10 protein-coding genes are annotated in these 13,093 nt (G+C 71.5%); 1 reads left to right on the forward strand and 9 read right to left on the reverse strand.

Annotated elements, in window-relative coordinates:
- The 6 genes from ACKUB9_RS07995 to ACKUB9_RS08020 all read right to left on the reverse strand — a co-directional run.
- The coding region (locus tag ACKUB9_RS07995) for an FGGY family carbohydrate kinase (RefSeq protein ID WP_410825798.1) at positions 1-694 on the reverse strand (694 nt) is incomplete at its 3' end.
- Positions 695-721: 27 nt separating this feature from the next.
- Positions 722-2,173, reverse strand: coding sequence for an FAD-binding oxidoreductase (locus ACKUB9_RS08000; protein ID WP_407520830.1), 1,452 nt, complete (start codon positions 2,171-2,173; stop codon positions 722-724).
- 102 nt (positions 2,174-2,275) lie between these two features.
- Positions 2,276-3,298, reverse strand: coding sequence for a LacI family DNA-binding transcriptional regulator (locus ACKUB9_RS08005; RefSeq protein ID WP_407520828.1), 1,023 nt, complete (start codon positions 3,296-3,298; stop codon positions 2,276-2,278).
- A gap of 85 nt (positions 3,299-3,383) precedes the next feature.
- Positions 3,384-3,578, reverse strand: a complete 195-nt coding sequence (locus ACKUB9_RS08010) for a hypothetical protein (RefSeq protein WP_407520826.1) — start codon at positions 3,576-3,578, stop codon at positions 3,384-3,386.
- A gap of 357 nt (positions 3,579-3,935) precedes the next feature.
- A complete protein-coding gene (locus ACKUB9_RS08015; protein WP_407520824.1) occupies positions 3,936-7,127 on the reverse strand; it encodes an efflux RND transporter permease subunit in 3,192 nt (1,063 codons plus the stop codon).
- Positions 7,128-7,405: 278 nt separating this feature from the next.
- Positions 7,406-8,659, reverse strand: coding sequence for an efflux RND transporter periplasmic adaptor subunit (locus tag ACKUB9_RS08020; protein WP_407520822.1), 1,254 nt, complete (start codon positions 8,657-8,659; stop codon positions 7,406-7,408).
- Positions 8,660-8,747: 88 nt separating this feature from the next.
- Between ACKUB9_RS08020 and ACKUB9_RS08025 the strand changes: the two genes are divergently transcribed.
- Positions 8,748-9,362 (forward strand): TetR/AcrR family transcriptional regulator, encoded by a 615-nt coding sequence (locus tag ACKUB9_RS08025; protein ID WP_407520820.1) that lies wholly within the window; start codon positions 8,748-8,750, stop codon positions 9,360-9,362.
- 123 nt (positions 9,363-9,485) lie between these two features.
- Here the strand turns inward: ACKUB9_RS08025 and ACKUB9_RS08030 are convergent, their stop codons facing one another.
- The 3 genes from ACKUB9_RS08030 to ACKUB9_RS08040 form a co-directional block, all read right to left on the reverse strand.
- Positions 9,486-10,382, reverse strand: a complete 897-nt coding sequence (locus ACKUB9_RS08030) for a hydroxymethylglutaryl-CoA lyase (protein ID WP_407520818.1) — start codon at positions 10,380-10,382, stop codon at positions 9,486-9,488.
- Positions 10,379-11,629, reverse strand: coding sequence for an ABC transporter substrate-binding protein (locus ACKUB9_RS08035; protein ID WP_407520816.1), 1,251 nt, complete (start codon positions 11,627-11,629; stop codon positions 10,379-10,381). The genes ACKUB9_RS08030 and ACKUB9_RS08035 overlap by 4 nt, the downstream gene beginning before the upstream one ends.
- A 76-nt stretch (positions 11,630-11,705) precedes the next feature.
- Positions 11,706-12,989, reverse strand: coding sequence for a hydroxymethylglutaryl-CoA reductase, degradative (locus ACKUB9_RS08040; RefSeq protein ID WP_407520814.1), 1,284 nt, complete (start codon positions 12,987-12,989; stop codon positions 11,706-11,708).
- Between the last annotated feature and the right edge of the window lie 104 nt (positions 12,990-13,093).

The following is a 13,093-nucleotide window of genomic DNA, read 5'->3' on the forward strand; positions in this document are numbered from 1 at the left end:
CCACGAGCCCGGTCGCGCGGGCGGCGGCCGCGGTGACGCCGCCGACCCGCGCGCGGGGCTGGACGATCGGCGGCAGGGTCTCCATCGGCCAGCCGATCAGCCCGCACAGCTCCTCCGACCATTGCACCGTCCGCGCATCGAGCATCAGGGTGCCGAGCGCGTCGATCGTGTCGGTCTCGAAGGTGCCGGTGAAGCGCCCCCGCAGCCAGTCCTTGGCGAGGTAGATCCGCCGGACGCGCGCGAAGGCCTCCGGCTCGTTCTCGCGCAGCCACAGCATCTGCGGCAGCGTCCAGGTCGGGTTGGCGCGGTTGTAGCCGATCTCCAAGATGCGCCGGTCCGCCCGCTCGCGTAAGCGTGCGGTCTCGGCCCGGGCGCGCTGGTCGTTCCACAGGATCGCCGGGCGGATCACCCGTCCGTCGGCGTCCTCCAGCACTTGCGTGTGGGCGCCGGCCGAGAAGGAGAGCGCCGCGACGCGCGAGGCGTCGCCGCCCGCCGCCGCCAGCGCGCGCGGCACGGCCTCGACCGCCGCCCGCCACCATTCGTGCGGGTCCTGCTCGCTCCAGCCGGGCTTCGGGGCCGCCGTGGCGACCGGGTGCGAGGCCTCGCCCGCGAGCGTGCCGTCCGGGGCGATCAGGCTCGCCTTGAGCGAGCCCGCGCCGAGATCGATGCCGAGAAGGAGGGGCGTGCCCGTCACGACCGCCTCCCGGTTGGTTGTCGCGCCTCAGCCACGGCGCACCTCGACGGCACCGGGCGCCGGCCGCAGGCCGAGCTTGCCCGGATTGAGGCGGTTCTCCGGGTCGAGGGCGTCCTTGATCGCCTGCAGGACGTCGAGGCCGGTGCCGAGTTCGCGGCGCAGATAGGGGTTGCGAAACAGCCCGGCGCCGTGGTGATGGGCGACGGTGCCGCCCTCGTCGAGCGTGATGCCCTCGATGGCGTCCCAGAGCCGCGCGTGCAGGGCGAAACCCTCCTCGTCCGGCATAGGCGGCAGGCGGATCGTCATGTACTGGCAGGAGCCGTCCGCGTAGGCGTGCGACCAGTGCGCCCCGAAATGCATGCCTGGGCAGATGGCGAGCGCCGCCTCCCGCGCCCGCGCATAGAGGGCCGGCAGGGCCGACCAGGGCGCGCAGACCTCGATCGTGTCCATGAAGTAGCCCGCCTCCTGCCACTTGGCGGAGTAGGACAGGTAGCGGTTCTCCTGCCAATGGCGGTATGGGGCGTCCCCCGTCTCCACGGCGCCTTCCTGGGCCGCGATGGCGAGCGCCGCGTCGCGCTCCGCCGCCGCGAGCGCGGCCGTCCCGGAGAACATCAGGATCCCCATCACGGGCCGGTCCTCGAAGGCCGCGAGCCCGGACGCGCGCTCCCGGCTCTCGACCGGATCGTAGAGGCGCAGCACGAGGGGGCGGATCTCCGCCTGCATGATGCGCCGCGCCGTGGTCCAGGCCGCCTCCAGGCTCGGGAAGGCCAGGACGTGCCCGGTCTCGACCTCGGGCCGGCGCCAGATGCGCAGCGTGAGTTCGGTGATGATGCCGAGGGTGCCCTCCGACCCGACGAAGAGGTCGAGGAGCGAGGGGCCGACCGAGCGCCGCGGCACCGGCCGCACTTCGAGCGAGCGCCCGTCCGGCAGCACGGCCTTGAGCCCGACGACGATGTCCTCGATCTTGCCGTAGCGCGAACTCGCCTGGCCGCCGCCCCGGCAGGCGGCCCAGCCGCCCACCGTCGAGATGTTGATCGATTGCGGCAGGTGGCCCGAGGTCCAGCCCCTGGCGTTGAGGGCGGCCTCGAAGGCGCCGCCGTTCATGCCGGCCTCGACGGTGGCGAGCCCGTTCACCTCGTCGATGGCGATCAGGCGGTCGAGGCGGGTGAGGTCGAGCATCACCTCGCCGCCGAGCGGCGTCGTGCCGCCGAGCACGCCGGAGCCGAGCCCGAAGGGAATGATGCGGTGGCCGTCGCGGGCCGCGAGCCGCACGACCTGCGCGACCTCCTCGGCGCTCGCGGGCCGCACCACCGCGCCCGGCACCGTCCCGGGCAGGGCGCCCGCGCGGGCCTTGAAGATGCCGAAGGGCAGCCGGTCGCGGGCGTAGCGGACGAGGGTGTCCCGGTCGGTCGAGACGTGGCCCTCGCCGACGAGCGCCCGGACGGAATCCAGCGTGGCGGGCTCGGTGGCGGCCGTCATCGCGAACGGTTCCCGGCTGTCGCAGCGCGCGTCATGCCACCCTCCCTGTGTCGATCGCTTGAACAATCGTTTGTCCAACGCTACGCCGCCGGTCTCCCTCTGTCAATCGGGCGGAGGGGCCGTCGAGGCGCGCAGCACGAGACCGTCCGGGGGGAGGATCACGGTGCCGCCCGCCGTCTCCCCGCCGATCAGGCCGATCAGCATCTCGGCCGCCTGCGCGCCCATCTCCTGGGTGGGGGTGCGCACGGTCGTCAGCGCCGGATAGACCATGCTGGCCACCGGCGCGTCGTGCAGCGCCACGATCGACAGGTCCCGCGGGACGGCGAGGCCGGCGGCGTGCAGCACCCCCAGGGCCCCGGTCGCCGAGATGAGCGAGGCCGCGAACACGGCCGTCGGGCGGCGCTCCGGCGATGCCAGGAGGCGCTGCATCGCGGCGGCCCCGCCCTCGACCGAGTAGCCGGCCGGCTCGACGGGAGCGTGCCGCGGGTCGAGCCCCGCCTCTGCGAGGGCCGCCCGGAAGCCGGCGAGCCGGCCCTGGCCGTTGAAGCCTTCGAGCCGCCCGGCGAGGTGCGCGATCCGGCGGTGGCCGAGGCCGATGAGATGCGCGACCGCCATGCGGGCGGCGCGCTCGTTGTCGAGGACGACCGCGTTCGCGGCGCCCGCCGCCTGCCGGTTCATCAGGACGAAGGGCACCCGCGTCCCGCGCAGCTCCGCCAGGAGATCGCGGTCCGAATCCAGGCTCGCCACCAGCAGGCCGTCGACGCGGTGGGTTTCCGCGAGGCGCCGGTAGGCCCCGCCGATCTGCTGCCCCGAATCCCGGTGCGCGATCAGCAGCGAGTAGGACAGCCGTTCGGCCGCGAGTTCGGCGCCCAGGATGGCGGAGGAGAAGACCGGATTGTCGAGCTGGGGCACCACGATGCCGAGCGTCGCCGTGCGGGAGGTGCGCAGCCCGCGCGCGAGCGCGTTCGGCTGGTAGTCGAGGGCTTTGGCCGCCTCCAGGATCCGCGTCCGCGTCTCGCTCGACACGCGTTGCTGGAGGTTGCCCGTCAGGACCCGGGAGACCGTCGACACGTCGACGCCGGCCAGCTGTGCCACGTCCCGCAGGCCCGACTTCCGCGTTCGCATCGCGCGACACCCCCCGCTCGTCCTCCCAGCCTAGCGCACTTTCCGGCGGCGGGGAGACCGCTCCGCCTCGAAAAAGGCGGCGGAATCAAAGACCTAGGACGGCGGTCGCGCCGACCTCCACGGTCCATGACAGGTGAACACGGCCACGCCGTCGTGCGGCGACCGTCACGCCCGGATCGGGGATGGTCGAGGAGAAGCGCCCGCGCGGCAGCGTCTTGGCGATGCGCACCAGGCACGGCTTGGCGAGCCGGCCGGAGTTGACGGCGAGGAGTTCCGTCATGCCGAACCAAGCGCGGGGAACCCTTCTCCCGTGCTGGAGAAGGGCAGGGGGATCAAAGATCCCGCAGAGGGTCCCGGGAGGGAGCCGCAGTGAAGCGCAGTACGTGGTGAGGGAAGCGGGGCAGTTCTGTGTCGAACGCCAACGGTCATGCTGGTAGCCGCTAACGTCCCGCCTTCTTGCTGCCGCCTCCCGGGACCCTCACGCGGGATCTCTGATCCCGTGCGGGATCTTCGATCCCCTACCCCTCTCCCGCACGGGAGAGGGGATCCCGCGCCCTGTTCCAACGCGAACGGCCTCCATAGGGCCGGCGCGAGGGCGAGGCAGCCTCGCCCTCGCGGAGATGACGGCCGTTCGCCGCTAGGCGGCCTCGACGACCCGGTCGTGCTGGACGGTCGGCGCGTCGCCGTGCTGCTTGAGCGGCTTATTTCCGCTCAGCCGGCGCAGCAGCACGTAGAAGACCGGCGTCAGGAAGAGGCCGAAGGCGGTCACGCCGATCATGCCGGAGAAGACGGCGACGCCCATGGCGCTGCGCATCTCCGAGCCGGCCCCGGTCGCGGTGACCAGCGGGAGGACGCCCATGATGAAGGCCATGGACGTCATCAGGATCGGGCGCAGCCGCAGGCGGCTCGCCTCGATGGCGGCCTGAACGGGGGAGCGGCCGGCGAATTCCAGCTCACGGGCGAATTCCACGATCAGGATGGCGTTCTTGGCCGAGAGGCCGACGAGGACGATCAGGCCGATCTGCGTGAAGACGTTGTTGTCGCCCGCCGACAGCCAGACGCCGAACATCGCCGCGAGCAGGCCCATCGGCACGATCAGGAGGATCGCCAGCGGCAGCGCGAGGCTCTCGTACTGCGCGGCCAGCACGAGGAAGACCAGGATCAGCGCGAGCGGAAACACCCACGCCCCGGAATTGCCGGCGATGAATTCTTGATAGGTGAGGTCGGTCCACTCGAAGGCGAAGCCGCGCGGCAGGGTCTCGGCGGCGATGCGCGCCGCCGCGGCCTGGGCCTGTCCCGAGGAGTAGCCGGGGGCCGCGCCCGCGTTGATGTCGGCCGACAGGAAGCCGTTGTAGCGCATGGCCCGCTCCGGGCCGGCGGTCTGGCGGACGCGCAGCAGCGCCGAGAGCGGCACCATCTCGCCCGAGCCGGCGCGCACCTTCAGGAGGCCGATATCGTCCTGGCGGGCGCGGAAGGGCGCGTCGGCCTGGACGCGGACCGAGTAGGTGCGGCCGAACTTGTTGAAATCGTTGACGTAGAGCGATCCGAGATAGATCTGCAGCGTGTCGAAGACGTCCGTCACCGGGATGCGGAGCTGGCGCGCCTTGGTCCGGTCGATGTCGGCGAAGAGCTGCGGCACGTTCATCTGGAAGCTGGAGAAGAGGCCGGCGAGCTCCGGGGCCTGCGCGGCCTTGGCCAGGAAGGCCTTGGTCGCCTCGTTCAGCGCTTCGTAGCCGAGGCCGGCCCGGTCCTCGATCTGCAGCTTGAACCCGCCGATGGTGCCGAGCCCGTTGACGGGCGGCGGCGGGAACATCGCGATGAAGGCCTCGGGGATCGCCGCGTACTTCTTGTTCAGGGATTGCGCGATGGCCGCCCCGTTCAGGGACGGATCCTTGCGCTCCGCGAAGGGCTTGAGGGTCGAGAAGACGATCCCGGAATTGGAGCTGTTGGTGAAGCCGTTGATCGAGAGGCCCGGGAAGGCGACGGCGCTCTCGACGCCGGGCTCCTTGAGGGCGATCTCGCTCATGCGGCGGATCACCTCCTCGGTCCGGTCGAGGGTCGCGCCGTCCGGCAGCTGCGCGAAGCCGACGAGGTACTGCTTGTCCTGGCCCGGCACGAAGCCGCCGGGGATCTGGCGGAAGAGCAGAGCGGTCAGGCCGACGAGCACGAGGTAGAGCACCATCATCGCGCCCTTTCGCGCGACGACGATGCCGACGCCGCGCCCGTACCCGTCCGAGGCCCGGCCGAAGGCCCGGTTGAACCGGCGGAAGAACCAGCCGAGCAGCGTGTCGAGCACCCGCGTGAGCCGGTCCTTCGGCGCGTGGTGGTCCTTGAGCAGGAGCGCCGAGAGGGCCGGGGACAGGGTCAGCGAGTTGATCGCCGAGATCACGGTCGAGATCGCGATGGTGAGCGCGAACTGCTTGTAGAACTGGCCGGTCAGGCCGCTGATGAAGGCGAGCGGCACGAAGACGGCCACGAGCACGAGTGCGATGGCGATGATCGGCCCCGAGACCTCGCGCATCGCCTGATAGCTGGCGTCCCGCGGCGAGAGCCCGGCCTCGATGTTGCGCTCCACGTTCTCCACCACCACGATCGCGTCGTCGACGACGATGCCGATGGCCAGCACGAGGCCGAACAGGCTGAGCGCGTTGATCGAGAAGCCGAAGGCGTGCATCACCGCGAAGGTGCCGACGATGGAGACCGGCACGGCGAGCAGCGGGATGATCGAGGCCCGCCACGTCTGCAGGAAGAGGATCACCACGAGCACGACAAGGGCGACCGCCTCGAGCAGCGTGTGGATCACCGCCTCGATCGAGGCGCGCACGAACTGCGTCGGGTCGTAGACGATCTGGTAGTCGATCCCCTCCGGCATGGTCCTCTTGATCTCGGCCATGGTCCGGCGGACCTCGTCCGAGATCTGGATCGCGTTCGAGCCCGGCGATTGCGAGATCGGGATCGCGACGGCCGACTTGTTGTCAAGGAGCGAGCGGAGCGCGTAGTCGGAGGCGCCGAGTTCGATCCGCGCGAGGTCGCGCAGCCGCGTGATCTCGCCGTCCGCGCCGGTCTTGACGACGATGTCGCCGAACTGCTCCTCGCTGTTCAGGCGGCCTTCGGCGTTGAGCGACAGTTGCAGGTCGAGGCCCGGCACCGCCGGCGACGAGCCGATGACGCCGGCCGCGGCCTCCACGTTCTGGGCCTGGATCTCCCGCACCACGTCGCTCGCCGACAAACCGTGCTCGGCGACCTTCTGCGGGTCGAGCCAGATGCGCATCGCGTAGTCGCCGGAGCCGAACAGCTGCACCTGCCCGACGCCGTCGAGGCGGGCGAGACGGTCCTTGATGTTCAGCACCGCGTAGTTGCGCAGGTACGTCATGTCGTAGCGCCCGTTGGGCGACACGAGGTGCACGACCATGGTCAGGTCGGGCGACGACTTCACCGTGACGATGCCGAGCTGGCGCACGACGGCCGGCAGGCGCGGCTCGGCCTGCGAGACGCGGTTCTGGACGAGCTGCTGGGCCTTGTCGGGATCGGTGCCGAGCCGGAAGGTGACGGTCAGCGTCATGATGCCGTCCGTCGTCGCTTGGCTCGACATGTAGAGCATGCCCTCGACGCCGTTGATCTGCTCCTCGATGGGCGTCGCGACGGTCTCGACGATCACCTTGGGGTTGGCGCCCGGGAAGGTCGCGCGGACGACCACGGAGGGCGGCACCACGTCCGGGTACTCGGAGATCGGCATCGCGAAGAGCGAGAGCAGGCCGCCGATGAAGATGAGCACCGAGAGCACGCCCGCGAAGATCGGGCGGTCGATGAAGAGCTTTGAGAAATTCATGCCGCCCTCCGGGGGCGAGGAAGTGCGCGGGATCCCCTCTCCCGAGTGGGAGAGGGGCAGGGGTGAGGGTGGAGCGGTTCCGGATCGGGCACTGATCGGGGTGCCGTGAACGGGACAGTTCGAGTTTAACTCGGCAGCGCAGCACCCTCACCCCCGGCCCCTCTCCCACTCGGGAGAGGGGAGGCGTGATTTACTTGGGAGATACTGGCAACATATGAGATGGATGCTTGGAGGATCGCGGGGAATGCCTCGGCGCCCCGCCTCCGCCCGACAGCGTGTCAGCGCTGCGCGAGCTTGCCCGTGGCCGCTTCCGGCGTCGCCCGCGCGCCCATCGTGACGGGCGAGGCGCTGACGAGGGTGCCGGGGCGGACGCGCTGCAACCCGTTGACCACGATGCGCTCGCCGCTCGACAGGCCCGACGTCACGACGCGCAGGCCGTCGACGGCCCGCCCGAGCGTGACGGCACGGAACTCGGCCCGGCTGTCCGCGCCCACGACGAGGACGAACTTCTTGTCCTGGTCCGTGCCCACCGCCCGCTCGTCCACGAGCAGGAGCTGCTCCGGAACGGCCTGGCCGAGGCGCATGCGCGCGAACTGGCCGGGGATGAGGCGCCCGTCGCCGTTGGCGAAGGTCGCGCGGACCCGGACGGTGCCGCTGCGCGCATCGACCTTGTTGTCGATGAACTGAAGCCGGCCCTTGGCGCGGGCACCATCGGCGGTGACCATCTCGACCGGGATGCGGTCGAGCTTGCCGCGCCCGCCGGACGGGGCCGCGATCGACGCCAGCGCCTTCAGGATGACGGTCTCGTCCGCGTCGAAGCTCGCGTAGACGGGATCGATCGAGACGAGCGTCGTCAGCACGGGGGCGCCCGCGCCGGTGGCGACGAGGTTGCCCGGCGTGATCTCGCGGCGGCCGACGCGCCCGCCGACCGCGGCCCGGACCTCGGTGTAGCCGAGGTTCAGGCGCGCCGCCTCCAGCGTGGCCTTCGCCGCGTCGAGGCTGGCCTTCGCCTCCTTGAAGGCGTTGGCCCGCACATCGAGGTCGCGCGCCGTGACGATGCGCTGGTCCGACAGCCGCTGCCCGCGTTCGAGGTCGCTCGCCGTCAGGGCGAGGCGCGCCTCGGCGCCGGCCACCTGCGCCTCCAGGCGCTGCACCTCGGCCGCGTATGGGGCGGGATCGATGGTCACCAGGAGGTCGCCCGCCTTGACGAGGTCGCCCTCGGTGAAATGCGTGGCCTGGATCGCGCCGCCGACGCGCGCCCGCACGTCGATGCGGTCGACCGCCTCCAGCCGGCCCGAGAATTCGTCCCACAGGATCACGTCGCGGGGTTCGACCGCCGCCACCGCGGCGGGAACCGCCTGCTCGGCCGGTGCTGTCGCGGCAACGGCCGTCGCTCCGGGGACCATCGCGGTCGAGACGACGTGATAGGATACGCCCGCCAGGATCGCGACCGCGAGGCCGGCGCCGAGGCGCCGGACGCGGAAGCGGGGAGGGGAGGTGTCACGCTCAGGATTCACGGCCGGCTCCGGCATCTGTAGAGGTCGCTACACATGTCGGCGTGGACGCCGGAGGTCAAGTGCTTTATCTACCACTCGATACAAAAGTTGGAGCCAGCGGACAATGGTGATGGGGCGGCCCCGGTCCTTCGACACGGACAAGGCCCTCGACGAGGCGATGGAGGTGTTCTGGCGCCACGGCTACGACGGCGCCAGCCTCGCCATGCTGACGAAGGCGATGGGCATCAAGCCGCCGAGCCTCTACGCGGCCTTCGGCAGCAAGGAGGGCCTGCTCAAGGCCGCTCTCGACCGCTACGCGCAGAAGCGTTCCGAGCACATGCGCTACGTCCTGGCCGGTCCCACCGCGCGCGACGTGGCCGAGCGGTTCCTGAGCAGCATCGCCGAGAGCCACACGGATCCGGCCAATCCGCCCGGCTGCCTGCTGGTCCAGGGCGGGCTCGCCTGCGGGGCCGGTTCGGAAAACATCCCGTACGAGCTGGCGTCGCGGCGCGCCCAGACGGAGGCGGAGCTCCGGGAGCGGTTCGTCCGGGCCAAGCAGGAGGGGGATCTGGCCGAGGACGCCGATCCGGCGGCGCTGGCCCGCTTCCTGTCGACGGTCGCCTCGGGCATGGGCGTGCTGGCCTCGTCCGGCGCCAACCGCGACGCCTTGCGGGAGGTCGCCCGCGTCTCGCTGAGCGCCTTCACGCGGTGCCACGGGGCGGGCGGGCCGCCGTCCTGAGGCGGAATCCGCTGCGGTCCGGCTAGAGCCCTGCCCGATCGCGTTGCGATCGGGCAGGGCTATAAGTCTTTGATTTTGCCGCATTTTCTCGCCGAACCGGTATCCACTTCGTCGGAAAATGCCCTATCCCGTCCCGGCGTCCTGCTCCGCATCGGCCCGGGCCCTGGCCAGCGCCCCGGTGATGAAGCGGCCGGCCTCGGCGAGGCGGACGGGATCGACCCCGGTGGCGATGCCGAGGCCGTCGAGCGCCGCCGCCACCGCCTCGGTGGCGACGTTGCCGGTGGCGTCCGCCGCGTAGGGGCAGCCGCCGAGCCCGGCCACCGCAGCGTCGACCACGCTCACCCCGAGGTCGAGGCAGGCCCGGATGTTGGCGAGCGCGAGGCCCCCCGTGTCGTGGCAATGCAGGGCGATCCGCTCGGGCGGGATCGCCGCCGCCACCGCGGCGACGCAGGCCCGGGCCTGATCCGGCGTGCCGGCCCCGATCGTGTCGCCGAGCGAGACCTCGTAGCAGCCGAGCTCGACGAGGCGGCGGGCCACGCCCGCCACCGCCTGCGGCGCCACCGCGCCCTCGTAGGGACAGCCCAGCACGCAGGAGACGTAGCCGCGCACCGGGATGCCGGCCGCGCGGGCCGCGTCCGCCACGGGCGCGAAGCGCTCCAGGCTCTCGGCGATCGAGCAGTTGATGTTGGCCCGCGAAAAGGCCTCGGAGGCGGAGGCGAACACCTCGACCTCGCCCGCGCCCGCTTCCTGCGCCGCCTCGAACCCCTTGAGGTTCGGCACCAGCACCGCGTAGCGCCCGTGCGGGTTCGGCGGCAGCCGGGCCAGCACCGCGCGGGTGTCGGCCATCTGCGGCACCCAAGCCGGGGAGACGAAGCTGCCCACCTCGATCGACGCGAGGCCGGCCGCGAGCAGGCGCTCGATCAGCTCCACCTTCACGGCGGTCGAGACGGTGACGGGCTCGTTCTGCAGCCCGTCCCGGGGACCGACCTCGACGATGCGGACCCGGCGCGGGAGGGTCACGGCGCCTTCACCAGCGGGCAGCGCCCCTGGGCGAGCGGCCGGAAGGCCTCGGCGGCCGGGATGGTCTGGACGAGCTTGTAGTAGTCGAACGGCCCCTTCGACTCGGCCGGGCTCTTCACTTGGAACAGGTACATCGGGTGGATGTGCCGGCCGTCCTCGCGCACCGTGCCCTCGCCGAACAGCGGGTCGTTGGTCGGTCCCGCCTTCATCCGGGCGACGACCGTGCGCCCGTCGGCGCTGCCGGCGGCGGAAGCGGCGCGCAGGTAGGCGAGGGTGCCCGCGTAGACGCCGGCTTGGTTGGCGGTGGGCCGGCGGCCCTTCATCTGCTGGGCGAAGCGGTCCGCGAAGGCGCGGGTGCCGGGATTGGTGTCCCAGTAGAAGCCCTCCGTGAGGTAGAGGCCCTGGGCGTCCTTGAGCCCGATCGCGTGCACGTCGGAGAGCTGCATCAGCAGCGCCGCGAGGTCCTGGCCGCCGCCCGTGATGCCGAACTCGGCCGCCTGCTTGACCGAGTTGACCGTGTCGCCGACCGCGTTGGCGAGCGCGATCACCTGGGCGCGGCTGCCCTGGGCCTGGAGCAGGAAGGAGGAAAAGTCCGCCGCCGCGGTCGGGTGGCGCACGGAGCCCACCACCGTGCCGCCCTCCTGCTTCAGCACGCCGGCCGCGTCCGCCTCCAGCGCGTGGCCGAAGGCGTAGTCGGCGGTGAGGAAGAACCACTTGGTCTTGCCGGCGCGCACCAGCGCGAGCGCGGTGCCGTGCGCCAGCGCCCAGGTGTCGTAGGTCCAGTGCACGGTGTTGGCCGAGCATTTCGGACCGGTGAGGTCCGAGGTGCCGGGGCCCGACGCGATGAAGGCGGCCTTCGAATCGCGCACCACCTCCTGCACGGCGAGCGCCACGGAGGAGAAGGGCACGTCCAGGATGGCGTCCACCTGCTCCTGCGTGATCCAGCGCCGGGCCGTGGCGGACCCGATGTCGGGCTTGTTCTGGTGGTCGGACTGGATCACCTCGACCCGGATCTCGGGTTTTTCCTTGCGAAAGTCCTCCACCGCGAGCCGGGCCGCGACCACCGAGCCCTCGCCGGTGGAATCGGAGGCGAAGCCGCTGAGATCGGTGAGCACCCCGAGCTTCAGGGACGTCACCTCGGCGCGCGCCGCACCGGCCGCGAGCAGGAGGGCGGCCCCGGCAAGCAGGCGGGTGCCGGCGCGCGCGGTTCGGCTCCCGACGATTCTGGTCCCGGCGGTCTCGGACATGGTTTCCTCCCGTTGATCGTTTCCGTTGGGTTCTTGCCGTTGGCTGGTGCCAGCGGGGGTCGGATCGTCCCCGGTCTCAGCGCCGGCGGATGTCGTCCAGGACGCTCTGCGCCACGTCGAGGCGCACGAGGTGCCGCTCGGCCAGCACGCGGGCGACCGCCTCGATCTCCTCGCCCACCGCACCGGCCATCATGGCGATGTTCTGGGCGTGGAGCGCCATGTGCCCCTTCTGGATGCCGGTGGTGGCGAGCGCCTTGAGGGCGGAAAAGTTCTGCGCGAGGCCCACCGCCGCGATGATCCGCGCGAGGCGTTCGGCCGTCGTCGCGCCGAGAATCTTCAGGCAGGCTTGCGCGGTCGGATGGAGCTTGGTCGCCCCGCCCACGAGGCCCACCGCCAGCGGCAGCTCGATCGAGGCGCTCAGATCGCCCGACGCCGTGACCTCGTAGCGGGTGAGGCTGGTGTAGCGGCCCGAGCGCGCCGCGTAGGCGTGGGCGCCTGCTTCGATCGCCCGCGTGTCGTTGCCGGTGGCGAGCACCACCGCGTCGATCCCGTTCATGATCCCCTTGTTGTGGGTCGCGGCGCGGTAGGGATCGGCCTCGGCGAGGTGGTAGGCGCTCACGATCCCGTCCCGCACCTCCGGCCCGCCGATCGCATCGGTGGGCCAGACTGCGTGCGCGCGGGCGAGCCGCCGGTCGGCGAGGTTCGAGAGGATGCGCAGGTAGACCCGCCCGCCGCTCCAGCCCGCGATGTGGGGGGCCACCGCCTCCGCCATGGTGTTGACGGCGTTCGCCCCCATCGCGTCGCGGGTGTCGACGATCAGGTGGGTCACCACCATCGCGCCGCCCAGGGTGTCGAGCACCCGCACCTCCACATCGCGAAAGCCTCCGCCCAGGCGCACCAGCACCGGGTCGCAGCCATCGCAGATCGCCCGGATCGCCTCGCGCTGCTCCAGGATGCGCAGGCGGGCCGCGTGCGGGTCGCTGATTCCCACCGCCTGCACCTGGGCGATCATCAGGTTGCCGGAGACCGAGGTGGTGAAGCCAGTCTCGTAGACCTGGCGCGCGGCGTTGCAGACCGCGGCCACCACCGAGGATTCCTCGGTCGCCATCGGGACCAGCACGTCCTCGCCGTCGATCTTCATGTTGGTGGCGATGCCGATCGGCACGTTCATGGTGCCGACGACGTTCTCGATCAGCCGGTCGGCGAGGTCGGGCGCGAGGTTGCCGAACTCCGCCACGTGCGCGACCTCCGCCGAGGAGAGGTCCGCGAAGGCGGCGACGAGGTCCAGGCGCTCGCGCGGGGTCTTCTTGTGGAAGCCGGCGATGCGCGAGGTGCGGTTCGCTCCGGATGTGCTCTGCATGGGTTTCTGCTGCCGATGATCGCCGCGGTGGGGCCGTCCGCGGTGCCGGATCGGGAGAGGAGCGTCATGGGCGACCGCAGGTGCGGCGGCGGCAGCGTCTCTCC

The sequence above is a fragment of the Methylobacterium oryzisoli genome, assembly GCF_046557895.1.
Taxonomy (GTDB): Bacteria; Pseudomonadota; Alphaproteobacteria; order Rhizobiales; family Beijerinckiaceae; genus Methylobacterium; species Methylobacterium oryzisoli.

Bases quoted from the DNA above. Each gene is read 5' to 3' on its own strand.
- ACKUB9_RS08000 (WP_407520830.1), bottom strand. From the start codon at position 2,173: ATGACGGCCGCCACCGAGCCCGCCACGCTGGATTCCGTCCGGGCGCTC.
- ACKUB9_RS08005 (WP_407520828.1), bottom strand. From the start codon at position 3,298: ATGCGAACGCGGAAGTCGGGCCTGCGGGACGTGGCACAGCTGGCCGGC.
- ACKUB9_RS08010 (WP_407520826.1), bottom strand. From the start codon at position 3,578: ATGACGGAACTCCTCGCCGTCAACTCCGGCCGGCTCGCCAAGCCGTGC.
- ACKUB9_RS08015 (WP_407520824.1), bottom strand. From the start codon at position 7,127: ATGAATTTCTCAAAGCTCTTCATCGACCGCCCGATCTTCGCGGGCGTG.
- ACKUB9_RS08020 (WP_407520822.1), bottom strand. From the start codon at position 8,659: ATGCCGGAGCCGGCCGTGAATCCTGAGCGTGACACCTCCCCTCCCCGC.
- ACKUB9_RS08025 (WP_407520820.1), top strand. From the start codon at position 8,748: ATGGTGATGGGGCGGCCCCGGTCCTTCGACACGGACAAGGCCCTCGAC.
- ACKUB9_RS08035 (WP_407520816.1), bottom strand. From the start codon at position 11,629: ATGTCCGAGACCGCCGGGACCAGAATCGTCGGGAGCCGAACCGCGCGC.
- ACKUB9_RS08040 (WP_407520814.1), bottom strand. From the start codon at position 12,989: ATGCAGAGCACATCCGGAGCGAACCGCACCTCGCGCATCGCCGGCTTC.